This window comes from Mediterraneibacter glycyrrhizinilyticus, from assembly GCF_015560805.1.
In the GTDB taxonomy this organism is placed as follows: domain Bacteria; phylum Bacillota; class Clostridia; order Lachnospirales; family Lachnospiraceae; genus Schaedlerella; species Schaedlerella glycyrrhizinilytica_A.
Window position 1 is genome coordinate 234,427 of sequence record NZ_JADMSO010000003.1, and the last position, 25,779, is coordinate 260,205.

Here is a 25,779-nt window from a genome sequence, read left to right on the forward strand (position 1 = left end):
TTATGGCAGAAATTACTTTTGATTGTGCAAATGTGCCGGTAGCGGTAGCAGCGCAGGCTTTAAAAATGGACTGCCAGACAGTGCGGTTACTATTGCAAAACAATTTAGTTGATTGGGGTATTTGCTTCAAAAGGGGAAGTAGTAAGCAATTTACATATTTGATCTATCCAAAAAAATTTTATGAAGCAACAGGCTTTTGCTATCAAGGAGGTGCCGGCAGTGAATAATCAAAAAAATAACAGACTTTTAGAAATTGAAAAGGAATATAAAATTTGGGAAGAGTTACAAGGGAAATATGCTAATGATGAAGAATTTTATCATTATATAAGTAAAAAATTACAATCCTTAGACGAAGAAGCTGATCAGATGCGAAGAGAAGCGGAAGAATTGCAAGAGTTACCTATTACAAGGGTAGAGTTAAAACCGTTACAGAAAATATCGCAGTTAAAAAAGCTTCATGCTTGTAATTGTATTGAGACATGGCGCGAGAATAATTCATTTACTATGACGTTTGAACTCAATAATGGAGATTCAGAAAAGAGGTTGCAAGATTTGACGATTATTTTCGAGAAGAGCGCCCCAAGTGTTTACATTTCAAAGCCTTATTCGCGTAATAATGCGATTATACAGGTTCGAGGCGGTGTTGTAGATGACGAATAGTGAAATATACGAGAATAATTTGCAACACTTCAAAATAAAAAGGCGTTACAGTAATAAAGCACAGTGTATTTGTCCGGCGCATGAAGATAAACAGGCATCATTGACAGTAGCACAAGGTGACAAATGCACGATATTACGTTGTCATGCAGGATGTAAAGTTGATGATATTTTGCAAGCGGTAGGGCTTAATATAAAGGATACATTTTATGATGTGGAGCCTAGGAGTCCGAACTGGAAAAAGTATATAGAAAGCCGAGAAAAGCGAAAAATTGAAGCTGTCTATCACTACGTTTCTTGTAACGGTCGATATGCTTTTACCAAGATTCGGCTAGAGGAAAAACGGTTACTGTATGGAATATTAGAAAATGATCGTTTCAGATATGGGCTGCCAAGAAATACACCGAGGAAGTCTCTAAAAGCCATATATGGAAGCGTACAAGCCATAAATAAGGCAATAACCGAGGGCAAGCCGATATTTATACCAGAGGGTGAAAAAGACGTTGATACGCTGACGAAAAGAGGATATGTAGCCTTTACTTATGGCAGTTCGAGCGATTGGCAGTCAGAGTTTGCGGAATTGGTAAAAGACGCAGATGTGGTAATTCTTGCAGATAATGATAAGCCGGGTATCGCAGTAGCAAATACTATATTGAAAGATATTAAAACGATTGCTAAGAGTGTAAAAATCATTGTTCCTATGCCAGATATTCCAAAGGCAGATATAACCGATTATTTTGAAGCAGGGCATAGTAAAGAAGAATTTGAACAGATGATAAATGTCGTTACAGAAAAAAGCCTGCTGCCGGAAGTGTCGCAAGTAGAGGTTGAACGTTTATTATCTTACAAAGTTGATTATGACAAAGACGGAAACGTTAAGGGCAAAAAAATACTCCAAACAGTACGCAATTTTGAAATCATTATGGAAAATGACGGTAGATTTGCGGGAAAAATCAAATTTGATGAATTTTCACAGCAAACTTTTTTAATGGGTTCCGTACCATGGGAATCAAAAAAGAACTATCGGGCGTGGGGTTCTTATGATGATAGCGCGCTGTTTTCAATCTTGCAATCTGATTACGGAATGAATAGCCGAAATGATTACTTTGATGCTCTGAAAAATGTTGCTATGAAAAACAAATTTCATCCAGTGCGAGATATTTTAGATTCGCTTGTATGGGATGGACAAGATCATATTAAAGATTTACTTCCGGATTATCTAGGCGTTGAAGATACAGAGTATCAATATCAAGTGATGAAATTATGGATGTTGGGGGCTGTATCGAGAATCTATAAGCCCGGTTGCAAATTTGATTATACTGTAATTTTCAAAGGCAGACAAGGACTAGGAAAAAGCACTTTTTTACAGTTATTAGCATTAAATGATAACTGGTTCAATGATTCGCTTGATAGTTTAGATTCAGATAAATCGGCTCAGTCCCTTATGGGAAGTTGGATTATTGAACTTGCAGAACTAAAGTCGCTTGCCCGGACGGCTGGGGGCGTGGATAGTGTTAAGCGCTTTCTTACAGCAACGCAGGACAAGTACAGAGTGCCATATGAGCGCAGGGCAGATATATTTTTACGTCAATGCGTTTTTGCCGGAACTACAAATAAAGAAGATTTTTTACAAGATGAGACTGGAAATAGAAGATTTTTAATTATTGAAGCCGGAGAAAACGAACCTAGAAAGAATCTTTTTGAATCAGAATCAATCAACGATTTTAAAGCTGCATGGGCGCAAGCGGTTTATATCGTGAAGAATGAAAAGCCAAAGTTGATATTACCAGATTCATGCAGAAAGCGTGCTGAAGAATTACAAGCCGAAAGTATGTCCGATGATGGAAAAGTAGGAATTATACAAGAGTATCTTTCAAACAAACAGCGCACTTGCGCCATTGAGATTTGGAGAGAAGCGTTACAAGAAACAGGAAGACCTGCAAAATGGCAGGCGTCAGAGATCAATAATATTGTTTTGAGCTTTCCAGAGTGGAAACGTATGCAGTACCCAGCTAAGTTTGGAATGTATGGTAGTCAACGAGGTTTTCAGAAATGTAGTCTACAATCACAGAATGAAGACGATTCAAAGCAGGAATGTAGTCAAGGTTTTATGAATTTAACCGATTCCGAATTATCAGAGATACCTTTTGATTAAATTGTAGTTATGGAATGTAGTAACTTTGTAGATGGCTCAAACCCTTGTATTTACTGGGCTTTATACATTTACTACATTCTCTACAATAAAATAAAAGAGTATATAAATATATAAGAGAATAAGAGATATTACAATATATAAAAGTCTTTTGGATTGTAGTTGTAGAATGTAGTAACTTAAATTCATACGTTTTTTGTAACGGTTTTTAAGAAAGTAGGTATATATGGATTATTGGAATTTATATAAAGATGTCTGGAATTTTCACAAGAAATTTTCAGAAGTAAAAGATACAGATGAATACTGGCAAGCTGTGATTGATGAATCCAATGAGATCTCAAAGAAGTACAATAAACACAAATTTGCAAATGATTTATTGATTGCGGTTATTTCAGAAATTGAGCGCAGTTACAAGGAGATGAGAGCAAATGCAGACACAAGAGTATAAGGAATATATAAAATCTGATGTGTGGAAAGAGAAATGCGAACAGCGGTTAGAAATAGCAGGGCATAAGTGTGAGATGTGCGGACGGCTTGAGAAAAATTCAAAGGGATTGCAGATACATCATATTAGTTATCGGAATTTAGGGCATGAAGATGTAGCAAATGACTTAATATGTCTTTGTGGTAGGTGTCACATTCTGATACACGCTTATTATAACCGCAAGAGGGCGTGAAAGACTAAGCGCAACGAATAACGTTAACATCATAAAAAGAATGTCTAAAATAGGCAGAAAAGAGGTAAATATGGCAAAAAATAATTATCCACAAGCCGGACTTGATGAAATTGAACCGGCAGCAGTTCAACAGATCGTTTCATCATTGAAAGAGTTACATGACAAAGGAAGACCTAAAACAGATGAAGAGGTTGAGGAGCGAATTAATGAATATTTTTCATTTTGCGAACGCTCCAGTATTCGACCTGGAATAGAATCATTATGTCTATCACTGCATATCAGCAGAACAACGCTTTTTAAATGGAATAGGGGTATTGATTGCAGTGCATACAGACAGGAATTGACTCAGTCTGCAAAGGCTTTTATTAGCGCATTTATTGAGCAAGCAATGCTTGGCGGTAAAATAAGCCCACCTTCTGGAATTTTTTTAATGAAGAATTGGCTATCATATAAAGATACAATCAGCATAGAGGAAAGCATACCAGAGCAAACAACCGAACGAGCCTTAACTGCTGCCGAGTTGCCAAAACTGGGAGACTTGAAAAAACTAGATTAATACGGTTTTATGTAACGAATATTATTAAGAAAGAGGTAAAAAATTATGAGATACAAAACATATGTGAAAAAAATTAACGATACATTGACGAAATACAAAACAGACATTGATACTTTAGATAGTATGTATTTGGCAGATAAGAAAAAATTAAAAGCAACAGCTAACGAAATGAAAGATAAATGGACAGATAGTTATATAGAGCAGTACTGCCGGGACAACAACCCAGATATAAACTACAAGGCTCGTTTACAAGGTACTAGGGCAGCAGTTGAGCCTATTGTATTACATTATCTTGAAATGTTGGAAAAACAGCTTGATAAGTATTTCAATGCACCGATTAATCCAGATTTTGCAAATAAGATTATGACCATTAAATTAAGTGGCTTGCAACTCACTAATCTCGAATTTAAGATTTTACAGGACAATGCAACTAGCTACATGGAACGCCGGCTACTTAATCAATTAGCAGAGAGTAGGACAAAAACAGAGAGAAAAGCAGTAATCAATAAAGAATCTGGTGAAGCCGAGTACAAAACGGAACAAGCATCGGATCCATACATCAATCTGGAATTACCTAATATAGAAGATACATACAATGCAATGAAAAGCTATATGACTTCTGCAAAGTCTCTCTTGTATCAATATGCCGGAACAAGCGGAAAAATGGCGCACTTACTGGATGTAAAAACGCCGGACTATATTTCTGTTGCTATGGATAGCTATATCAGAAATAACGCTGCTGACAAGTTCTTATGTGTAATGGACAATGCTAATGCGATTCTACCAGAAAGCAAGATCAAACGAGAATTAACAGAGAGTGACAAAAAATTCATTGATACAATGATAGATCCTAGATATCCGTCACTGGCAAAGGATAAAGTAAAAGCCCTTGCTGAAGCTGATTCTAGTATTGAGAGTTTATTGTTACTTGATGAGCGTTACAATAAATATCTTGAAGAATAGTATATGATTGATGGGGTGGCTAACTGCTGCCCCTTTTTGATTAGTATTAAATTTAACGTATTATAAAATAGTATCAAAACTTATTGACAACAACAATAATAACATATAAAATAGTAGTATCAAAACAAACGAACGTTAAATTTGATACGGAAGAAGGTTGTTATTATGTGTATTTATGGATATTGTAGAATCAGTACAAAGCAACAAAGCATTGAAAGACAGATCAGAAATATCAAAGGTCAATATGATGCTGCGGTTATTGTAACGGAAGTATATACAGGTACGAAACAGGATAGACCGGAATGGAATAAATTGTATAGGAAAGTAAAGCCAGGAGATAGGATTGTATTTGACAGTGTATCAAGAATGAGTAGAGATGCAGAAGAGGGGTTCGCATTATATGAAGATTTATATAATAAAGGTGTGGAACTTATCTATATTAAAGAGCCACATATTAATACATCTACATATAAGAAAGCGTTACAGAATAATGTATCAATGACTGGCACTAATGTAGATTATATTCTTGAGGGTGTAAATAAGTATCTTATGTCACTTGCTAAAGAGCAGATCAAGCTTGCATTTGAGCAATCAGAAAAGGAAGTTAAGGACTTGCACCAGAGAACCAAAGAGGGAATAGAAACAGCACGCTTAAATGGCAAACAAATAGGTCAGAAGCAAGGAGCGAAGTTGATTACGAAAAAATCAGTAGAATCCAAGAAATTGATACAGAAGCATAGCAAAGACTTTGACGGTGTATTGTCTGATGTGGATTGCATGAAATTGACAGGACTTGCCAGAAATACCTATTACAAATATAAGAGAGAAATAAAAGAAGAATTGCAGGGCTGATCACAATGTGCTCTGCTTTTTTCTTATAAATATTGATACTACCTGGGGGTCTGTATGGAAAATGTCGCACCCACTTACTTAGTAGCGTTTCCATGCCCTCAAAATAAAAAAGGGGTGTTCTGATGCCGGTCTGAAAAATTTTCTAAATATGCAAAAAGACATTTTTGTGATAAAATAAAAGAGAAGTCATTGATTGGCGTTCTGACTTCTCTTTAATATCTTATATCTACCTAAATTATAGTATAAAGGTAGGTGCATTTCAATGACAAATGAACAACTTGTTGTAGAAATACGAAACGGTTATTCTATAACAGATAATATGCAACTCTTATATCAAGAAAATCTCCCATTGATAAAAAAGATAATTCAACCGTATTATAAATATGAAGAAACAGAAGATTTATTACAGGAAGCGTATTTTGGTTTGTATGAAGCTGTAAAACATTATGAGACATCGGAAAATGTATTATTTATGACATATGCGGCTTTCTGGATAAGGCAGGCTGTACAACGGTATATAAATAAGTGTGGGGCAGTTGTTAGAATACCGAGTTACACAAAACAGAAAATAATTCGTTACAAAAAAACAGTAATTAAATTAACTCAAGATTTGGGATGTATTCCAACAAGAGAAGAAATTGCGGAATATATGGCGGTAAATGTATCAGAGATAGAGCGTTTAGAAATATATTCAAAGAGTATAGCAAGCTTAGATTCGACTGTAAATGACGATTCAGATCAAACATTAATGGATAGTATACAGGATGACTGTAATTTAGAAAATAATATAATCAATGAAATGTATGATAAATACTCGAAAAATGAATTATGGAGCATTGTGGAAGGCTATACGACAGAAAGAGAAAATCATATAATTAGAGAATATTTTTTACATAATAAATCAATGCCGGAGATCGCGAAAAATGAAAATGTCACTGTGTCAAGAATAAGAGAAATCAGAGAAAAGGGATTGCGTAAATTAAAGTTCGGAAAGGCAAAGCGTGAACTGCTTGAAAAATTCGATATTGTAGATAGCGGAATCTATAAAAATGGTTATGGCAATTTTAGTCAGCATAATAATACTTCAAAGGTTGAATATATTGCGATTCGTAGAGCGGAGTTACAGGAAGAATATGAAAGAAAATTGCAAGAGTACTTAAAAATCAGAAATGCAACTAATGCATAGTAATTGTGCTTGAAAGAGGTTTAACGTTGTGTTATAATTTTTAAGGTAGCATACGCGTAGCACACAAATAAGGCTAAAAGCCTTTAAAATAAAGGGCAACTGTTTCGATCGAGGAAGCGGCTAAAGAGGGAAAATTCTAAGAAATAGGCTTAATAATTTGATTTTATAAGGGATTCTCAAGTCGTGATTCGGCTTGAGAATCCCTATTTTAGAGGAAGGTAATGTATTTAACAGATTATACAATTATTTGGATTTTAATTGGGTTAGTGGTAATAAGTTGTGGTTTGTATCTGATATTAAAATCTCCGTTTTGCTATCCTTATTATGTTTATAGATTTGATATTTCAAGAAAAAGAAAACCAGAGATTATGGATTTGATTGATAAATTTCTGATTGATAATCATTTTTCTCAAATACAAAGGCATAATCTTTATATAATGCAATGGAAAGATGAATGCAGAAAAAAAATAGAAAACAGTAGGTTTAAAAATTATAGAAAGAGACAGTTTTATGCTTGTTTGGATGATGAAAATGCTTATCAGTTTTGTATGACGCGACAACAGACAAGATACAGACAGAGAAATTATGTAAAAACATCATACCAAGTGACTCAGGAAGTAGGAAAATTTGCATGTAATTATAATTTTTTGTGTACTCGTAATAATCAGTTGAGAGAAATTAATTACGAGTGTACACTTCGAGAATATCATAGTAAGAATCAAAGAAAACTTATGACAAAGGAAATAAGGAGAAAAATTATGATTAGGGATAAATATACTTGTCAATATTGTGGAAAGTATATGCCAGATGAAGTAGGACTTCATATAGATCATATCATACCGGTGTCAAAGGGAGGAAAAACAATACCTTCAAATCTTCAAGTTCTTTGTTCTAAATGTAATGGGAATAAATCCAATAAATCTTAGGGAAATAGAATGAGGAATATTCGGAATTAAAAATTGAAAAGAGTTGAGAAGAGAAATAAGTGGATTTTGCAAAATTAAGTTATAAATTTAGGTAAATATGCTGAATTATTTAACGAAATTAAGTTCCTCAAATGATATAATATGAAAAAATGAGCTTGGAAGACTAGGAGGAACGACAAATGAAATGTTATGAAACATTTGAGTTGAATTTTCAAGGAGCGGAACCGGAGAACTCCCATGCAGAAGTAGCATTATCCGCACTTTTTACATGCGGGGAGAAGTGTTGGAATGTGAAAGGTTTCTATGCCGGAGAAGGCATGTATAAAGTACGGTTTCTTCCGCAGACGGAGGGCGAGTATACATGGAAAGTAAGCGGTCTTTTCGAGGCGGAGGGCAGCGAAGTGTGTACCGCATCAAAAAGTCATGGTATGGTACAGACAGAGGGCAATCATTTTGTATATCAGGATGGCAGCAAATATCTTCCGTTCGGAACAACGATCTATGCGCTTTCGCATCAGCCGGAAGAATTGATCGATCAGACTATTGAGACATTAAAAGAAGCGCCGTTTAATAAAGTCCGCCACTGCGTATTTCCGAAACATTATGATTATAATCACAATGAGCCGCAGTTTTATCCGTTTGAGAAAAAGGAGGACGGAAGCTGGGACGTACACCATCCGTGTTTCGCCTATTGGGATCATCTGGAGGGGATCATCCGGCGTCTCGAATCGATGGGGATCGAAAGTGATCTGATCTTATTCCATGGGTATGACCGCTGGGGATTTGCATTTTTGACGATGGAAGAAACAAAAGTTTATCTGGATTATCTGATGCGCCGTCTCTCTGCGATCTCGTGTATCTGGTGGAGTATGGCAAATGAATACGATATTATGACCAATTATAAGATGGAAGACTGGTATGAGATTGAGAAGACGATCTGCGAAAATGATCCATATCACCATCTGCTGAGCAATCATAACTGTATGCATTATTATGATCATTCCAGACCGGCGATCACACACTGTAGTATGCAGACGATCGCGGTACATAAGGGCGACGAATGGCAGGAGCGTTATAAGAAACCGGTTATTTTCGATGAATTCTGCTATGAGGGTGATATTCAGCATGAGTGGGGGAATATTTCCGGGTTTGAGATGACGAACCGCTTCTGGAAAATTTGTACAAAAGGAGCTTACGGTACACACGGAGAGACATTTTATTCGGAAGATGAAGTACTCTGGTGGGCAAAAGGCGGCGTGTTAAAGGGAAAAAGCCCGAAACGGATCGCTTATTTGAAAGATTTTTTATACAGTCTGCCGTCTTGTCTGGAACCGTGGAATGAACCGAAATGGGAAGAGATTGATCAGGAATTTGAAAAGAACGGAGAAAATCCGTTTGTGACATTGATAAAAAGTTTAACTCCGGAAGAAAAAGAGACGTTGGCGTTTAAGAGCGGAGATTGTGCCGGACACTGTGGGGATGAAGTATTCTTGAAATATTTCGGGATCCAGTGTGCGGCGGTAGCTTCGATCAAACTTCCGAAAGACCATAAATATAAAGTTGAGATCATCGATGTATGGGAGATGACCAGGGAGACATTGATCGAGGAAACAAGCGGCTCTACAGCATTGAAACTTCCGGGAAAAGAGGGAATTGCGGTAGTGGCAACAAAGATTGCCTGAAGGAGGCTGTCAGAATTATATGAGGACAATGGAATTTACGATTGAAAATATCAAGGCATTTGAGATTGGGCAGGAGATTGAAGTGACAGAGGGAAAACTGCCGTCTTCGTATTATTACACGATGGAACATGCGCTTGGAATGAGCCGGAATTATAAGAGTACGGAACGGCTGAAGACAACAAAAGGGAAAGTTGTGGAGATCAAAGAGACGCCGAAGTTTCATGTTGCGGTATTGGAATTTGATGAATAGTAAGGGAAGTGCAAAAGAATGTTACCTTATGGTAATATTTCTCTTGCACTTCCTTTTATTTTAAGATTTATACAACATTTTTCTTGCGAATTCTGCGGCTCCGATGATTCCTTTTCCTACAAATGGCGTGGAATAAATCATGTCAAATCCATAAGACAGTACATCTTTTCCAACAGAGGCGGTAATTTCTCTTTCGAACTGTTCTTTTGGAAAATCTTTCATTTCTGGAATGCCGCCGCCGATGATCAAGGCATCCGGATTAAATATGGTTGCCATAATTGCATATATATTAGCACAGGCTGATACAAAATCCCGTAGAGGTTCTTCTGTTTTGTGTAATGTAAATAACTCGCTGATCGGGGAGTCAGGGTAATATTCTTTTCGGATTTGCTGCAAGCGCCAACCGGAAGCATAACATTCACAGCATCCTTTTTTCCCACAGTTACAGGGATCTTTTTTGCCATAATAGGGAATATGTCCAAGATCAAGTGCAGCCCCATTTTTCCCTTTTAAAAATTCTCCGTTAATGATCACAGAAGCACCGACACCTGTACCGATATAAATTCCAACCAGAACCTTTTTGGCTTCAAGATGATGGGCGATTGTGTCATATAGCATTAGGTTGTTAACATCATTATTTATAAAAACAGGAACGTGAAAGTAATTTTTTATATTTTTTGCAATATTTACATGTGAAAAAATCGCTTCTCCAGATTGATTCCTGATATTTGTTGTACATATTACAGTGGCATTGTCATTCTCTACGGAAGATGGAACACCAATAGAAATCGCATCAATATGAGTGGTGTTTGTATTGTGCAGATATTCATCAATTATTTTACAGAGTGTATAAATAGGAGAGGAAGAGTTTGCAATGCACTCACTTTTCAGTATAAGTGGTTGTACTAATATGTTTTTAGTGTTTACAGCGCCAATTCTCAAGTTCGTACCACCCAGATCAATTCCGATAATTATATTTTCCATAGTTTTTATTTTTCTCCGTCCTTTTTATTTTTTGAAATATAGCGTCAATATACAAGAGAAAATAGTATTTTGGGGGCTAAGGCTATGTGTAATTATGCAAGGAGTAAGCAGTTAATTTTATATTAAGAAAAGCAAATGAAGATGTCAATACAATAGTTTTAGTAAATAGTCATAAAAAAAGTATGGATAAATTAAACAAAATGAATAAAAAAAGATTAGTTTATATATACATATTGACAAAACTTGTGGTAGAGATATATAATCGAGTAAACGTTTACAAAAGAAATCGAAAGCGGACTTTGGCTAAAATATGAGATTTATATAGATTCTTATTGGATAATGAAAGAATTTCAAAGTTAAACGTTTACGCACGGGGCGTGAAGCGGGAGGAAATACGATGGAAAGTAAGAGAGTCAGTATTAAAGATGTAGCAAAGAGAGCGAATGTGTCTATCGCTACGGTTTCCAGAGTTGTGAACAAAAAAGAGGGTGTGACACAGCCGGTTTTAGAAAAAGTACAGGAGGCTATCAAAGAATTAGGGTATAGTCCGAATACGGCCGCAAGATCTCTCGTAAGGCGAAGAACCAATGCTATTGGAATCGTGGTAAATAATCTGCATGATCCATTTTTCTATGATCTGATCAAAGGATTTGAAACAGCGGCACAGCAGACCAGTTATTCGGTTGTATTCTGCAGTGCACTGGGAGGAGATGTAAAGAGTAAAGAGAATTATGTAAAATATCTTTCGAATGGTGTGGTAGATGCGGTTATCTTATATGGTTCTTATCGAAGCGATGAAAGTATGATCAAGTATATACAAGATAATGAGCAGATAGAATTTGTGATGATTGAAAACGACGTGTCATCCTTGCAGTGCAATAAATTATTGATCGATAATTTTGGCGGTGCAAAAAATGCGGTAAATTATTTGAAAGAGAAGAAACATCGTAAGATTGCACATATTTGTGGAAATCCGAATAAGAAAGTTACAATTGAGCGATTTAACGGTTATATACAGGCGATGCAGGAATCGGATCTTGAAGTAAAAGAAGGATACATTCAGTATTCGTCAGCAGATTACAGAAGTGGTTATGAGAGGATGAATGCACTCTTAGATCTGGAAGAAAGACCAACGGCAGTGTTTTGTTCCGATGATGCGATCGCCAGTTATGCGGTACGGGCTGCACTTGATAGAGGACTGAGAGTTCCGGAAGATATTTCGATTATGGGATTTGATAATCAAAGTATTTTACCGGATCGGTACAGAGGACCGGAGATTACAACAGTAGAACAGCCGCTGTACACGATCGGAATGGACAGTATCCGATTGGTGAGCGAACGGTTGAGTAATAACGATGCGAAAATGCCTGTAAGAAAGACGTATGAAACCAAAATTATAGAACGCGAAACAGTTTGTGAGTATCAAGGATAAATCAAAAGGGAGAATTTGTATGAAGAATTATAATCGATTACTAGAGGGAAAACGGGTATTTGTTACGACAGGAGCTCGAGGAATCGGGAAAGAAATTGCGCTATTATTTGCTTCACAGGAGGCGGTTGTGGCAGTAGGTGGAAAGAATGTGCCATGCCTTTCTCAGACGGTCAAAGAAATACAAGAAGTATCTCCTGAAAGCCGCGGATATGAAGTGGAACTTGGGAATAAAGAGAATGTTGAACAGGTAGGAAGACAGATTTTAGAAGATTTTGGCGGTATCGATATATTGGTGAATACAGTGGGGATCAATGATCATGGCAGAGTTGATGAATGTACGGAAGAACAGGTAGAAAAAATGATTTCTGTTAATTATAAAAGTTTTCTCCGTTTTTCTAAAATTTTCATACCTGGAATGCGGGAACGGAAGAGCGGAAATATCATAAATATTTCTTCCATACATAGCGTAGAAACGATGCCGGGATTTGGAATCTATGCCGGAACAAAGGGAGCGATGAATGCGACGTCTCGTGCAATGGCATTAGACTATGCGTCAGAAGGAATCCGTGTAAACTGTATCTGTCCGGGGTTGATCATGAGTGACAATATGTTAGATGAAATTCAAACATATCCGGAGGGAGAGGAAAGAGATCAATTCATGGAGCTTTTATATCGGATGCAGCCATTAGAACCGGGGACAATGGAAAATATAGCAGATGCAGCACTTTATCTGGCAAGTGATATGTCAACGTATACGACAGGGCAGATTCTCATGGTAGACGGAGGAGCAAGTATTAAAGCACATTGAGTAAAGGAGGAGAGAGAATGGATTTCTACGAGAAAAACGGAATTATTCCGTATATCAATGCTCATGATACCTATACTGTATATGGCGGAAGCAGGATGGCGGAGAATACATTACAGGCGATGAAGGAAGCCGCAGCTTCCTTTGTGGATCTCAAACAAATGCAGATTCAATTAGGAAAGAAGGCGGCAGAATTAACAGGAAATGAGGCGGCATATTTTACAAATGGAGCGGAAGGTGCGCTGTTGTTATGTGCTAGTATCTGTATTGCGGAAGACAGTGAATATTATTATAGAAAATTACCTGAAATCGCAGGGACAAAAAGAGAATTTATTGTTATGCGGGCACAAAGAAATGCGTACGATGCAGCGTTGGCAGTCAGTGGTGCAGATATTGTGGAAATCGGTGATGCGGACGAAACACTGGAGATGGAATTGGAAGGTTCCATCAATGAAAAAACAGCGGGAGTGGTCTATTTCGCTTCTACATTATATCAAAGGGGTTCACTTCCACTGGAAAATGTAATTGCGATTGCAAAGAAATACAAAGTGCCGGTTATCGTAGATGCTGCGGCGCAGCTTCCACCGAAAGAAAATTTGAAAAGATTTACAGAAGCAGGTGCGGATATGGTGATTTTCAGTGGAGGAAAAACCTTATGCGGTCCGCAGGACAGTGGTGTGATCTTTGGAACGAAACAGTGGATTGAAAGATGTATTCGCTTTGGCGCGCCGGAACATGGAATCTGTCGCGTATCAAAAACGTCCAGAGAGGCGATGGCAGGGTTGTATACAGCGCTTGAAAACTATGTACTTCAGGATGAAGAAAAAAGAGAATGTGAACTTCGCGAGATTTTGAACAGGATTTCTGAAAAAATAGTAAAAACAGAACAGGAAATTGTGTTGAAAATTGTGGAACAAGGACCGGTAGGACAAAAATATCCCAGACTATTTTGTTATCTTTCCGAAAAAAACAGTTCTGAAAAAATTGTAAGTTTTATGAGAAAAGAAAGAATTTACATAGGAGAAGACAGAATCAATAATGCGGTGTATATCAGCCCTTTAAATTTATATAAAGAAGAGGCAGATGTAGTAGCAGATGTGCTTTGCAAAGCACTTGAAGCAGAATGAAATATTTTTTTACCCTGGAAAGTAAACGTTTACAAAGAGGTGCGGTATGGAAAAGAGTTTTTATGAAACACATAAAAATGAAATAAAGAAAATTGGAGAATCGGCAAAGAAACAGTTATTAGAAGACCATATTCCTTTTTGGGAACCAAGGGTTTTGGATCGGGAATATGGAGGGTATTTTAACTGTTTTGACAGAGAAGGAAAATTGATAAAAACAGTGAAACCGGGATGGTTTGTTGGACGAGATATGTATAGCTTTGCATCATTGTATCGATTTATCCAGAAAAAAGAGACGTGGCTTAATATTGCAGAGCAAGGTTATCGTTATACAAAGGGGAGTTTTTATGCAGGTAATGGGCGGTTTCAAAAATTGCTTACAAGAGAGGGGAAAATTTTAGAAGGAACGACTTCTATTTTTACCGATCATTTCGCGATAAAAGGTTTATATGAATATTTTAAAGTTGTACCGCCCGGGGAAGAAAAGCTTGCAAAGGTGCGGCAGTTGACAGATCAATTATTTCAAAATGTAAAAGATGAACAGATTCTACAAAAAGAAGGAATCCGGGCAGGATGGCAGAAGCATGCAGTGAATTTTATGACATTATTGGTTGCATTGGAAAGTTTTGATTTATTTGGAAACCGATATGAAGATGTATTGAGAGAATGTGTCAGAAAATCGTTATATGAATTTGCGAATAGTGAATTGCAGGCTCCGCTGGAATATGTGAAGCAAGATGGAAGACCGGAGCTACTCGGAGAAGGAAGATTGGTAGATGCGGGACATGCGATGGAATCGTTATGGTTTGCAATGGAAGCCGGCAGTTTGTTAGACGAGAAATCATGGAAACAACGTGCAGAAGAGGTTTTGGATTGGGTGATTGAACGTTGTTATGATGAAAGTTACGGCGGATTTATCCAACATATCGATGTGGATGGAAAAACGCCGGAAGAACAATTTCTGGTAACGGATTATGAAGGAATACCGGCCGCATGGGATAGTAAAATCTGGTGGGTACAGGCAGAAGGTCTGAATGCGTTATTTATGAGTGCACTGTTGAATGAAAATGAAAAACATTTTGCTTACTTTAAGAAATTGTATGAATATACGGAGCTTTATTTCAGAGATAAAAAATATGGGGAATGGTATTCAATTTTAAACCGGGATGGAGGTGTCTTATGCGATTGGAAAGGTTTTGAATTAAAAGGTCCATATCATATTACAAGATGCTTAATGAAAATAAATCTTCTTGCAGAAAAGTATTTGAAATGTAAAGAAACCGAGAACGAAAAGGAGGAAAAATCAATATGAAAAAAAGAGTCGTAAAAAGATGGATGGCGGTAATGCTCGGAGCAACAATGATCGTATCTATGGCAGCAGGATGTGGAAAGGGCGAATCATCTACGGAAGAGAAGGATGGTGTGAAAAAAATTGAATGGTGGACACCAAACTGGGATGAAGTAGAGAGTAAAGAGATGGCAGCGGAATTTGAAAAAGAACATCCGGATATAAAAGTAGATATTGTAGTAACAGATTGGGATACTTATAAAAGTAAGATCACAACAGCGATCAGTACAGATAATGCACCGGAAGTATGTACAATGCTTTTAACAGACGTTGCGCCGTTTGCAAGTAAAGGTTTGTTAGAACCAATGGACGAATTAGGAAAAACGGCAGGAATTGATTTTGCAGATATTGTAGAACCGGCATTGGATACTACATCTGTGGACGGAAAAGCATATGGAGTTCCTTTCCGCTATGATGGTTCTGGAATTTACTACAATACAGATATGCTGAAAGCAGCAGGGTATGAGACATTCCCGGAGACATGGGATGAAATGGTAGAAATGAGTAAGAAACTTTCTGTGGATGGCAAATATGGTTTTGCATGGCCGTTAGGAAATCAGGCAAATGCGGCGACTCGTCTGGTACAGCAGATGTACACATACGGCGGAGACGTATTGGATGAAGACGGAAAATGTATGCTGAATAGTCAAGAAGCAAAAGCTGCGCTTAAAAATATTGTAGATTCAATTCAGGAAGGTTATGCTTCACCGGGAAGCTCTGAATTTGATAATACAACAATGAGAGAATCTTTCGGACAGGGAAATCTTGCATTCATGCTGACAGGTCCGTTTGATGTAGAGACATTGAAGACAGATTATCCGGAACTTAATTTTGCAACAGCTGTTATTCCGGGTGTTGACGGAATGGGAACAACAACAGCAAATGGTTGGTGTGTAGCATTGGCATCTAAGAGCGAAAATAAAGAAGCAGCAGCTGAATTTATGGCATATATCACAACACCGGAAAATCAGGCAAGACTGACAGATTCTTTCCCGGCAAGCAAAACAGCAATGGAATATGAACAGTTTGCAACAGAAGAATTGAAGCCGTTTATGGATCAGTTGGACAATTCAAAAGCAGAGCCGGCATACGAAAGATGGTCAGAGATGGAGCCGATCATTTTCCAGTATATGCAAAATGCAGTGGCCGGAACAATGTCAGTAGATGAAGCTTGTGAAGCAATGGCAAAAGATATTGACGCATTACTTGCAAATTAAATGAAGGGGAGGGAATTCCCTCCCTTAAGAGGCGGAGGTAAAGATGAAAAAATTTTATTTGACAAGAGATGAAAAGAAGGCGATTCCTTTTATACTTCCGGGAATTGCTGTAACAGCATTACTTATCATATATCCATTATTTTATATCATATCCATGAGTTTTAGTGAGAATGCGATTGGACAGAGCGGTTTTGCAGGTTTAACAAATTATCTCCGCCTGTTTAAAAATCCAATGTTTACATCTTCGATATGGAATACGTTGGTGTGGACATTGGGAACAGTGATACCGGCATTTCTGATTGGATTTATACTTGCACTTTTGATCAATCGAAGAGGAATGCGGATAAAAGGTGTATTTCGCAGTCTCATATTTGTTGCATGGATCATCCCGGGAGTTGTAAAAGCGACGGCATGGAAATGGTTGTTTACCACAGATGGAGGAATGATCAATCATTTATTGATGAGTATCGGAGTAATTGAAAAAGAGATTGCCTGGCTGTCTAGTCCTCAATATGCAATGTTGTCAGTGATCATTGTCCAGGTATGGGCATGTGCGCCATATGTTATGCTTATGATGACAGCGGGGTTGCAGCAATTACCGAGAGATCTGTATGAGAGTGCAGAATTGGATGGAGCCGGTTGGTTTAAAAAATTATGGTATATTACATTACCGATGTTAAAAGATGTAAGTTTTATTTGTATTTTAATGTTGCTGGTATGGGCAATTAATGAATTTTCGCTGATATTCATTATGACATCAGGAGGACAGAATACAACAACGCTTTCGATCTTGGTATACAATCAGTTCCAGGTTCTCAATATTAATTCAGCTTCAGCAAGTGCTGTAATGCAGTTATTGATCACAATGATTTTTGCAGCATTGTATGTGAAATTTGTCATTAAGGAGGAGAACTGATGGATACGAAAAAAAAGAAAAAATGGCTGGAGCATACGGGAACTGTTTTGACATATATTATTTTAGGATTCGCAGTGATCGCAGCATTATTTCCGCTTGCATGGGTGGCAAGTACTTCTTTCAAACCCGGAAATGAGGTGTTTTCAAATCCACCGTATTGGATTCCGAAGATGCCGACATTAAGCAATTATCTGCTAGTACTTACGGAAAGTTCGATTCCAAGAGCATTTTTGAATAGTACGATTGTTGGTGGGATCTCTACTGTTATTGCACTTCTTTTAGGTGGCAGCGCCGGATATGCGTTTGCACGATTCAAATTCAGAGGAAGCAAAGGACTCTCTCTTTTTATGCTGATCAGCCAGATGCTTCCGCTAACAGTTTTGATGATCCCGATGTACTATATGGAAAATGCAGTGGGACTGGTAGATACAAAATTAGGGCTTGCGATCGCGCATCTGGCAATCAGTATGCCGTTGGTCACATGGATGGCAAAAGGATACTTTAAGGGAATCCCGAAAGAAGTAGAAGAAGCAGCGGTGATGGATGGATGTTCGACGACGCAGATGCTTTCTAAAATCGTGATCCCTCTTTTAAAGCCGGCATTGGCGGCAACCGGAATCTATGCATTTATTTCATCATGGAATGAATTTGCAATAGCAAATGTACTTACAAGAAGTGAATCCAGCCGGACAGTTCCGTTGGCGCTGAGTGAATTTGCCTCTTTTTACAGGGTAGATTGGGGACAGACAATGGCGGCTGCAATGTTGATCACAATTCCGATCATTATTGTATTTATGCTTGTACAAAAACAGTTTGTAGAAGGATTGGCGAGCGGTGCGGTAAAAGGTTAAATAAAAATATGAAAATATAAAAGGAGAAATAACAAATGAGTGAGACAGGAAAAAGATTAGAAAATTTAGGAATTACGCTTCCGGTTAGAAACAGAAAGGGACAAGGTGTTGTAGATGCATGTATAAAAGGAGATCTTCTCTTTTTATCCGCACATTTTCCGGTAGATGCAGAGGGGAAACCTGTTTATCAGGGAAAGGTTGGCGCGGAAATAGATAAAGACACCGCGTATGAAGCAGCCAGACTTTGCGGATTGAATATGATCGCAACAATTAAAGATTATATCGGTGAATTGGATCGGGTAGATTATTTTGTAAAAGCGCTTGGATTGATCAATAGTGCGGGAGATTTTTGCGAACAGCCGTATGTTATGAATGGATTTTCAGATCTTATGGTAGAAGTTTTTGGAAAAAGAGGTCAGCATGCACGTTCTGCAATGGGAGCATATGCATTATGGGAAAATGTTCCTGTCACAGTTGAGGCGATTGTAAAAATACGAAAATAGCAGGAGGGATCATGAATGGACAGTATTAATAGAATCATCGAAAATGGACAGGAAAAAGAACCTGTATATAAAAAGAAAAGAGGAATTGTCCTTTTAAGACAAACAGATGATCTGATTTTTGTTTCAGGACATGGACCGGAAGACCAGATTACCGGAAAAGCGCTTTTTTCAGGAAGAGTTGGTGAAGATTTAACACTGGAAGAAGGATATGCGGCTGCAAGAGAGTGTGCGATCATCATACTGGGAGCGTTGAAAGATACTCTTGGAAGTTTGGATAAAGTGAAACGGATCGTGAAAGCATTCGGATTGGTGAACTGTGGAGAAGGTTTCACTGATGTTGAAAAAGTATTTGATGGTTTTTCAGATACGATTGCAGATGTACTTGAAGAGCGAGGGTATCATACAAGAACTGTGATGGGAACGAGGAATCTTCCAAATCATAATATTCCGGTTGAAATAGAAGTAATTGTGGAAGTAGAAAGCTGATTTAGGATGACTGAAAAATATTTTGTGGCAGCAGGATATGGAGATACGGGGCAGAGTTCCAATCTTATCGTATTGAAAATCACTGACAACGGAAAGATACAGATAAAACAAGAGTTTTATTATGACGGCGGTCCTTCTTATCTGGTTGAAAAAGTTATATCTGACCATAGAAGCTGCATTTATGCTGCCTTTGAGAAAACGAATGAAATTGTGAAATTTGTATGGGAAAACGGTATATTGACTGAAGAAAAGAGATTTCAGGCACCGGGAGAAGGACTTTGTCATTTATGTTTATCGGAAGACCGTACTATGCTCTATGGAAGCTGCTATATGAGTGGAGACTATTTTGCTGTGGATACAGAGTTGTCACAATGTATTTGGATTAAGAAAGGACAGAAAGATTCGCATGCACATTGTATTTACAAGGGAAAAGAAAACCGGATTTATCTGGTGGACTTAGGTTTATCCAGTGTGTGTAGACATCAGCAGAAGGAAAAGTCTTTGGGAGAATGCGATTTAAATTTTCCGATTCACGTAGGAGAAGGACCACGGCAGATATTACTGTGGAATTTGGAAAAGAATGCAGTTGTTATTAATGAAAGTTCAGGTACACTTTCTTTTTGGCAGATAAAACAGCAGGGAACTGAACAGAAGGCACAGCGAATATGTACGCGGAATACAACGAAGTATATAGGAAATAACGCGCCGGGAGATGCGGTCATCTGGAACGAGAAGATTTTATTTGTAGGAAACAGAGGCGCAGAAACAGTTTCGGCTTTTTCGCTGGAAAGATTGGGGGAAAAAATCGGTGAATGGGATTGCGGAGGAAAATTTCCTCGCGGACTTTTTGTTTCAGATGAAGGAGTCGCTTTGACATGCTGTCAAAAGAGTGGAAAACTTGTCAGTTGTCGATGGGATGAGGAGAAGGCGCAGCTAAATATCTGTGATTCCCTTAACCTACCGGGTGCAGCCAATGTGATTGAAATAACAGCAGAAGAGGAATGGCTATGAAAGATTATATTTTGAAAAACGGGAAGGTATATAATTCTCAAAGTCGGTGTTTTGAAGAAAAGAATATTGTAGTGTCAGAAGGAAAGATTACTGCAATGGAGGCAGGGATTGAAAAAGAAGGCATTACGGAAATCGATTTGGAAGGAATGATCCTTTCCCCGGGATTGATCGATATGCATACGCACATATATCCATTATGTGGATCATCGGAAGATACACTTCCGATGATTGACGGAGAAGCACACATGTTTCAAAACGGCGTGACAACCGCAGTAGATGCGGGAAGTTGCGGAAGTAAAGATTTTTTTGATTTTAAAGATCGCTTTATAGACAAATCAAAATTGCGGATTTTGGCATTTATCAATATTGCCCATGGAGGAATGGTCAGTCTGGCTTCTGAATTGGAACCGCGGAATTTTTATGTAGAAACAGCGGCTGCGATCGCAAGAGAAATCAAGGAAGTTGTAGGAGTGAAAACAGCACATTATCATGTGGGAAAACCGTTTGATGAGGAGCATCCGGCATGGGCTTCTGTGGATGCGGCAGTGAGGGCAGGCGAATTGGCAGGAAAACCGGTTATGGCTGATGTTCAACCGTATTTGCCGGGACGTTCCTATGAGGAACTGATCCTTCAACGACTCAGACCGGGGGATATTCATACGCATGTATATGCGCAGCAATTTCATATTTTGAATGAAAAGAATGAAATTCAAGAGTTTATGTTGGAAGCAAGAAAAAGAGGAACTCTTTTTGATTTGGGACATGGTGCGGGAAGCTTTTGGTTTAGGAATGCAATACCGGCATATGAGCAAGGGTTTTATCCGGATACACTTTCCACAGATTTATATCTGCACAATGTAAATGGTCCGGCATATGGTTTGTTGAATGTTATGTCAAAATATTTGAATATCGGAATGCCGTTAGAAGAAGTACTGTACAGAACGACAGCACGTCCGGCAGAGATTATCGGACATTCGGAGCTCGGAAAATTAGAAGTGGGAATGGATGCAGATATATCTGTTCTGAGAGTAAAAGAGGGTAATTTTGGATTTGCAGATAGCGGAAATGCACGAATGCAGGGAAAACAGATGTTAGAATGTATGCTTACGATACGCGCAGGTGAATTTGTATATAATCCAATGGCTTATGGAATGCCGGATTGGAAGAATGCTCCGGAATCTTACCGGATTGCTCCGGGAGTGATTGAATTATAAAAGAGATTGTCAGATTGGCAAGGAGGAACGGAATGTGATTATCAATACAAGGGAAGAAATTATAGAACTGACACAGGAATGGAAGGGAGAACGATTAGAAGACGGACGACCGAAAGTTCCCGATGTATATTTAGATAAATTAAGAACAATGACATTGGAAGAAATCTGGCTTCCACTTTATGTAAAAGGATACCATTTTCAATATGAAGGTGGAATGAAGCATTTACATAATGAGAAAAAATTAGTGGGAAGAGCAGTGACTTGTACTTTTATGCCGATTCGCCCGGATTTGGCAAATGTTGTACGAAATCAAGGAGAAGAAAAAGGCTGGGAAGGCTTTTTCAATCAATGGGTCGTAGATAATCTTGGAAACGGAGATGTTGTGGTTGCGGACATGTTTGATAAAGTCTATAATGGTACTTTTGTAGGAGGAAATCTTACAACTGCGATTCGTGTAAAAACAGGGAATGGCGGTGCAGTAATCTGGGGCGGTATTCGAGATATTGAGCAGATGAAAAAGATTGATACACAAGTTTTTTATCGTGGGATCGATCCGACGCCGATTCGTGAATGTGTGTTGACAGATCTGAATGGCGCTTGTCGGATCGGCAGCGCAGTATGTCTTCCGGGAGATATTGTAATGGGAACGGAGAGCGGATTGCTTTTCATTCCAAGTCATTTAGTAGAAGATGTAATTAATAGTGCAGAAAAGACACATGCAAAGGACATTTTTGGTTTTGAAATGTTAGAGAAAGGGATCTATACAACGGCGGCGATTGACAATTCAGTATGGAATCTGGAAATGATGGAGCGTCTGATTGATTTTGTAGAAAAAGACGATCGCTGTAAGAAATATAGAGGATTGGATTGGAGTTTGGAACTGGGGGCTGCAAAAGGCGATCCGAAATGTTTGGAAGAAGTGCTAAAAACATGTCTCGTATGAGTCTGTTTTAATTAAAAAGAAATGGGGATGGAAATGAAAAGATCAGAAATTAATCGATGCATTAAGGAAATGGAAGAGCTGGTCAGAAAAAATGGATTTTGGCTTCCTCCGTTTTGCAATTTTACTCCGGAGGAATGGAAGACCAAAGGTCATGAGTATGACGAAATAAGAGATAATATGCTGGGGTGGGATATTACGGACTATGGCTTGGGTAATTGGGAAAAGGTAGGTTTTGCATTGATCACATTGCGTAATGGAAACCAGAATAATCCCAAATATTCTAAAGTGTATGCAGAAAAATTATTAATGTTAAAAGAAGGACAGCATTCGCCGATGCATTTTCATTGGAAAAAGTCAGAAGATATAATTAATCGAGGCGGAGGCACATTGATCATCCATGTATATAATGATGACGGAAAAGAACAGTTGGCAGATACGGATGTTTTAGTAAATGCAGATGGAAGAAGCTATTTGGTACCTGCAGGAACCGGTGTGGAACTGAAACCGGGAGAAAGTATTACACTGTGGCCGCATCAGTTTCATGATTTTGATGTGAAACCCGGGACAGGAGATGTTTTGATCGGAGAAGTATCTATGTGCAATGATGATAATACGGATAATTGTTTTCAGCCTCCGGTAGGACGTTTTCCGAAGATTGAAGAAGATGAAGCGCCATATCGTTTGCTGTGCAATGAGTATCCTACGGCGGGATAAAAACTATTTCGGAGCATCAGACCGTAACGGATTCAGTTACGGTCTGATGCTTTGATTTTTGTCAAAGAAAAGAAAATTAAGGAAGAGACTGAATGGATCTACATATTTTTATAAACCTCTTTCAACATCGAAAGAATCTGCTGCTCTGAAAAACGGCTGCTGTCGATGCAAAGGTCATACCCCTGCATATCCAGCCATTTCCGGTCGGTAAAATATTCATAGTAGCTACGGCGTTCTTTATCCAATTTCTTAACAAGTCCGGCGGCATCTTTTTCAGAAATATCCAAGCGTCCGGCAACGGTTTGGACACGGGATTCGAAAGGTGCATGGATAAAAATACTGCTGCAGTTTTCTTTCAGGATCGTATTAGCGCATCGTCCGATGATGATACAGTCTTCCTTTTCCGCAATGGAACGGATGATCTCGCATTCAGATTGGAAGAGCACATCGTTCATTGGATAGAAGCGGTACTGAGGAGCCATTTGGATCGGGTCTTCTAATGGGTAACGCCACTGACTTGCGCGTTTTTCATCGACTTTGAGAAGTTCTTCGTATGGAATTCCCTCTTTTTCACTTGCAATCTGGATCAGTTCCCTGTCATAATAGTGGATTCCCAGTTCTTTCGCGAGCGCTTTTCCGAGTTTTCGTCCGTTGCTTCCATACATCCGGTTGATTGTGATAATTCGATTTGCCATAATGATCGCTCCTTCCATTGGTGTATTGATTTAGTTCTATTATAACAAAATAATCTGAAAATTTCTATCTGTACCAGAAAAAATAATACAAAAAGAATGTGTGAGATATAGCTCTTTTTTGTATTAAAGTGAAAAAGTGAAGATTAAAACTTGCACAATGTTTTTTTTGCGATTATAATAAAGGCTGGCTGTAAAAAGGCAGCCGGTTTTACAAAAAATTCAAGGAGAAAGAGGTAGCAGCGTATGATTAAAATCGGTATTTTTGGCTATGGAAATCTGGGACGCGGTGTGGAATGTGCGATCAAGCAGAATGATGATCTTGAATTAGCAGCCGTGTTTACCCGTCGGGATCCGGAAACAGTGACAATTTTAACAGAGACAGCAGAAGTGTGCCGGGCGGAAGATGTGGAATCCTGGAAAGATAAAATTGATGTTATGATTCTCTGCGGAGGAAGCGCGACGGATCTCCCGGTGCAGTCTCCAAAGCTGGCAGAGATGTTTCATATTGTAGATAGTTTTGATACACACGCAAAGATCCCGGAGCATTTTGCAAATGTGGATGCAGCGGCGAAAAAAGGCGGAAAGGTCGGCATTATTTCTGTGGGCTGGGATCCGGGAATGTTTTCACTGAACCGTTTGTATGCAAGTGCGGTACTTCCGGACGGAAAGGATTATACATTCTGGGGAAAAGGCGTCAGCCAGGGACATTCCGATGCGGTACGGCGGATTGCAGGCGTAAAAGATGCAAAACAGTATACCATTCCGGTGGAGGCTGCTCTTGATGCAGTGCGCGGCGGTGAGAATCCGGAACTCTCTACACGCGAAAAACATACAAGAGAGTGCTTCGTCGTATTAGAGGACGGAGCAGATGCGGCAAAAGTGGAAGAAGAGATCAAGACGATGCCGAATTATTTTGCGGATTATGACACAACCGTTCACTTTATCAGCGAAGAGGAACTGAAACGCGATCATAGTGGAATCCCGCACGGCGGATTTGTTCTGCGAAGCGGAAAAACAGGCTGGGAAAAAGAAAATAATCATCTGATCGAGTATCGTCTGAAGCTGGATTCCAATCCGGAATTTACATCCAGCGTACTGGCGGCATATGCGAGAGCTGCTTATCGATTGGGAGAAGAAGGACAGAGCGGATGCAAGACAGTATTTGACATTGCACCGGCATACTTAAGTGCAAAAGACGGAGCAGAACTTCGAGCTTCTATGTTGTAAATAAAGACAGAAAAGGCGACAGATGAAAGGAGAGATCGGATATGACAACGAGACGTGTGGAGAACATGGCCGGCGGTGAGGGACATGTGATCATAAAAGAGATTTTGGATGAAAAAGCATTGAACGGAAAATGCGGATTATATGCAGAGGTAACGTTGGAGCATGGCTGTTCACTTGGTTACCATGAACATCACAATGAGAGTGAAACATATTATATCCTTTCAGGAGAGGGTGAATACAATGACAATGGCAATCTGCGTCCTGTAAAAGCCGGAGATGTCACATTTACGCCTGATGGATGCGGACATGGACTTCGCAATACCGGTTTGGAAGATCTGGTCTTTATGGCGCTGATCATTTTTGATTAAGAGTATAATTAAGAAAAGGGTCGCATACGGAGAATATCCA

29 protein-coding genes are annotated in these 25,779 nt (G+C 38.6%); 27 read left to right on the forward strand and 2 right to left on the reverse strand.

The annotated features are described in order from the left end of the window. The first annotated feature begins 2 nt into the window (after positions 1-2). The 12 genes from I2H87_RS04725 to I2H87_RS04780 all read left to right on the forward strand — a co-directional run bounded on the left by I2H87_RS04725 (position 3) and on the right by I2H87_RS04780 (position 9,901). Entirely contained in the window at positions 3-227 is a 225-nt protein-coding gene (locus I2H87_RS04725; RefSeq protein WP_195609429.1) for a hypothetical protein, read from the forward strand. After that, positions 220-660 (forward strand): hypothetical protein, encoded by a 441-nt coding sequence (locus I2H87_RS04730; RefSeq protein ID WP_195609430.1) that lies wholly within the window; start codon positions 220-222, stop codon positions 658-660. Before I2H87_RS04725 ends, I2H87_RS04730 begins: the two co-directional genes overlap by 8 nt. After that, positions 650-2,812, forward strand: a complete 2,163-nt coding sequence (locus I2H87_RS04735; RefSeq protein ID WP_195609431.1) for a VapE domain-containing protein — start codon at positions 650-652, stop codon at positions 2,810-2,812. Before I2H87_RS04730 ends, I2H87_RS04735 begins: the two co-directional genes overlap by 11 nt. 223 nt (positions 2,813-3,035) lie before the next feature. Beyond that, positions 3,036-3,257, forward strand: coding sequence for a hypothetical protein (locus I2H87_RS04740; RefSeq protein ID WP_195609432.1), 222 nt, complete (start codon positions 3,036-3,038; stop codon positions 3,255-3,257). A gap of 73 nt (positions 3,258-3,330) precedes the next feature. After that, positions 3,331-3,486 (forward strand): HNH endonuclease, encoded by a 156-nt coding sequence (locus I2H87_RS14160; protein WP_408631511.1) that lies wholly within the window; start codon positions 3,331-3,333, stop codon positions 3,484-3,486. A 70-nt stretch (positions 3,487-3,556) separates the two neighbouring features. Further along, positions 3,557-4,042, forward strand: a complete 486-nt coding sequence (locus I2H87_RS04750) for a hypothetical protein (protein WP_195609434.1) — start codon at positions 3,557-3,559, stop codon at positions 4,040-4,042. Positions 4,043-4,087: 45 nt separating this feature from the next. After that, positions 4,088-5,005 carry a hypothetical protein gene (locus I2H87_RS04755; protein WP_195609435.1) on the forward strand — a complete coding sequence of 306 codons (918 nt, stop codon included), beginning with the start codon at positions 4,088-4,090 and terminating at the stop codon, positions 5,003-5,005. Between the two features lie 165 nt (positions 5,006-5,170). Continuing rightward, positions 5,171-5,857, forward strand: a complete 687-nt coding sequence (locus I2H87_RS04760) for a recombinase family protein (RefSeq protein WP_195609436.1) — start codon at positions 5,171-5,173, stop codon at positions 5,855-5,857. A gap of 262 nt (positions 5,858-6,119) precedes the next feature. Next, positions 6,120-7,043, forward strand: a complete 924-nt coding sequence (locus tag I2H87_RS04765; RefSeq protein WP_195609437.1) for a sigma-70 family RNA polymerase sigma factor — start codon at positions 6,120-6,122, stop codon at positions 7,041-7,043. A gap of 221 nt (positions 7,044-7,264) precedes the next feature. Continuing rightward, a complete protein-coding gene (locus I2H87_RS04770; protein WP_195609438.1) occupies positions 7,265-7,969 on the forward strand; it encodes an HNH endonuclease in 705 nt (234 codons plus the stop codon). A 179-nt stretch (positions 7,970-8,148) separates the two neighbouring features. Next, positions 8,149-9,651, forward strand: coding sequence for a DUF5060 domain-containing protein (locus I2H87_RS04775; RefSeq protein ID WP_195609439.1), 1,503 nt, complete (start codon positions 8,149-8,151; stop codon positions 9,649-9,651). Between the two features lie 19 nt (positions 9,652-9,670). Then, complete coding sequence (locus I2H87_RS04780) at positions 9,671-9,901, forward strand: hypothetical protein (protein ID WP_054703065.1); 231 nt, start codon at positions 9,671-9,673, stop codon at positions 9,899-9,901. A gap of 60 nt (positions 9,902-9,961) precedes the next feature. Here the strand turns inward: I2H87_RS04780 and alsK are convergent, their stop codons facing one another. After that, positions 9,962-10,885: an allose kinase gene (gene alsK, locus I2H87_RS04785; RefSeq protein ID WP_022151928.1), complete on the reverse strand. Its 924-nt coding sequence runs from the start codon at positions 10,883-10,885 to the stop codon at positions 9,962-9,964. A 397-nt stretch (positions 10,886-11,282) separates the two neighbouring features. On the opposite strand from alsK, the gene I2H87_RS04790 reads away from it, so the two are divergent. From I2H87_RS04790 to I2H87_RS04850, 13 genes are read left to right on the forward strand one after another with little or no spacing between them, the layout of a single operon-like run. Further along, positions 11,283-12,317, forward strand: coding sequence for a LacI family DNA-binding transcriptional regulator (locus tag I2H87_RS04790; RefSeq protein ID WP_195609440.1), 1,035 nt, complete (start codon positions 11,283-11,285; stop codon positions 12,315-12,317). Positions 12,318-12,336: 19 nt separating this feature from the next. Beyond that, a complete protein-coding gene (locus I2H87_RS04795) occupies positions 12,337-13,125 on the forward strand; it encodes an SDR family NAD(P)-dependent oxidoreductase (RefSeq protein WP_022151926.1) in 789 nt (262 codons plus the stop codon). Positions 13,126-13,142: 17 nt separating this feature from the next. Next, entirely contained in the window at positions 13,143-14,249 is a 1,107-nt protein-coding gene (locus tag I2H87_RS04800) for an aminotransferase class V-fold PLP-dependent enzyme (RefSeq protein WP_195609441.1), read from the forward strand. Between the two features lie 46 nt (positions 14,250-14,295). Next, the gene (locus tag I2H87_RS04805) at positions 14,296-15,558 is read left to right on the forward strand and encodes an AGE family epimerase/isomerase (RefSeq protein ID WP_195609442.1); all 1,263 of its coding nucleotides are present in this window, start codon (positions 14,296-14,298) and stop codon (positions 15,556-15,558) included. Continuing rightward, positions 15,555-16,811, forward strand: coding sequence for an ABC transporter substrate-binding protein (locus tag I2H87_RS04810; protein WP_022151923.1), 1,257 nt, complete (start codon positions 15,555-15,557; stop codon positions 16,809-16,811). The genes I2H87_RS04805 and I2H87_RS04810 overlap by 4 nt, the downstream gene beginning before the upstream one ends. A gap of 43 nt (positions 16,812-16,854) precedes the next feature. Continuing rightward, positions 16,855-17,727, forward strand: a complete 873-nt coding sequence (locus tag I2H87_RS04815) for a carbohydrate ABC transporter permease (RefSeq protein ID WP_022151922.1) — start codon at positions 16,855-16,857, stop codon at positions 17,725-17,727. Beyond that, the gene (locus I2H87_RS04820; RefSeq protein ID WP_022151921.1) at positions 17,727-18,578 is read left to right on the forward strand and encodes a carbohydrate ABC transporter permease; all 852 of its coding nucleotides are present in this window, start codon (positions 17,727-17,729) and stop codon (positions 18,576-18,578) included. Before I2H87_RS04815 ends, I2H87_RS04820 begins: the two co-directional genes overlap by 1 nt. A gap of 35 nt (positions 18,579-18,613) precedes the next feature. Next, complete coding sequence (locus I2H87_RS04825; protein ID WP_009268229.1) at positions 18,614-19,081, forward strand: RidA family protein; 468 nt, start codon at positions 18,614-18,616, stop codon at positions 19,079-19,081. Positions 19,082-19,096: 15 nt separating this feature from the next. Then, the gene (locus I2H87_RS04830; RefSeq protein WP_022151920.1) at positions 19,097-19,567 is read left to right on the forward strand and encodes a RidA family protein; all 471 of its coding nucleotides are present in this window, start codon (positions 19,097-19,099) and stop codon (positions 19,565-19,567) included. 6 nt (positions 19,568-19,573) lie between these two features. Continuing rightward, positions 19,574-20,578, forward strand: coding sequence for a lactonase family protein (locus tag I2H87_RS04835; RefSeq protein ID WP_022151919.1), 1,005 nt, complete (start codon positions 19,574-19,576; stop codon positions 20,576-20,578). Then, entirely contained in the window at positions 20,575-21,792 is a 1,218-nt protein-coding gene (locus tag I2H87_RS04840) for an amidohydrolase family protein (RefSeq protein ID WP_195609443.1), read from the forward strand. Before I2H87_RS04835 ends, I2H87_RS04840 begins: the two co-directional genes overlap by 4 nt. Positions 21,793-21,826: 34 nt before the next feature. Continuing rightward, the gene (locus I2H87_RS04845; protein WP_195609444.1) at positions 21,827-22,735 is read left to right on the forward strand and encodes an RraA family protein; all 909 of its coding nucleotides are present in this window, start codon (positions 21,827-21,829) and stop codon (positions 22,733-22,735) included. Positions 22,736-22,768: 33 nt separating this feature from the next. After that, positions 22,769-23,449: a D-lyxose/D-mannose family sugar isomerase gene (locus I2H87_RS04850; RefSeq protein WP_009268223.1), complete on the forward strand. Its 681-nt coding sequence runs from the start codon at positions 22,769-22,771 to the stop codon at positions 23,447-23,449. 98 nt (positions 23,450-23,547) lie between these two features. Here I2H87_RS04850 and I2H87_RS04855 read toward each other — a convergent pair whose 3' ends face one another. Beyond that, complete coding sequence (locus I2H87_RS04855; RefSeq protein WP_195609445.1) at positions 23,548-24,144, reverse strand: cytidylate kinase-like family protein; 597 nt, start codon at positions 24,142-24,144, stop codon at positions 23,548-23,550. Between the two features lie 243 nt (positions 24,145-24,387). On the opposite strand from I2H87_RS04855, the gene I2H87_RS04860 reads away from it, so the two are divergent. Together I2H87_RS04860 and I2H87_RS04865 are read left to right on the forward strand one after the other, a co-directional pair. After that, positions 24,388-25,371, forward strand: a complete 984-nt coding sequence (locus I2H87_RS04860; protein ID WP_022151915.1) for a diaminopimelate dehydrogenase — start codon at positions 24,388-24,390, stop codon at positions 25,369-25,371. Between the two features lie 41 nt (positions 25,372-25,412). Further along, complete coding sequence (locus tag I2H87_RS04865; protein WP_009268220.1) at positions 25,413-25,739, forward strand: cupin domain-containing protein; 327 nt, start codon at positions 25,413-25,415, stop codon at positions 25,737-25,739. The last annotated feature ends 40 nt before the right edge of the window (positions 25,740-25,779 follow it).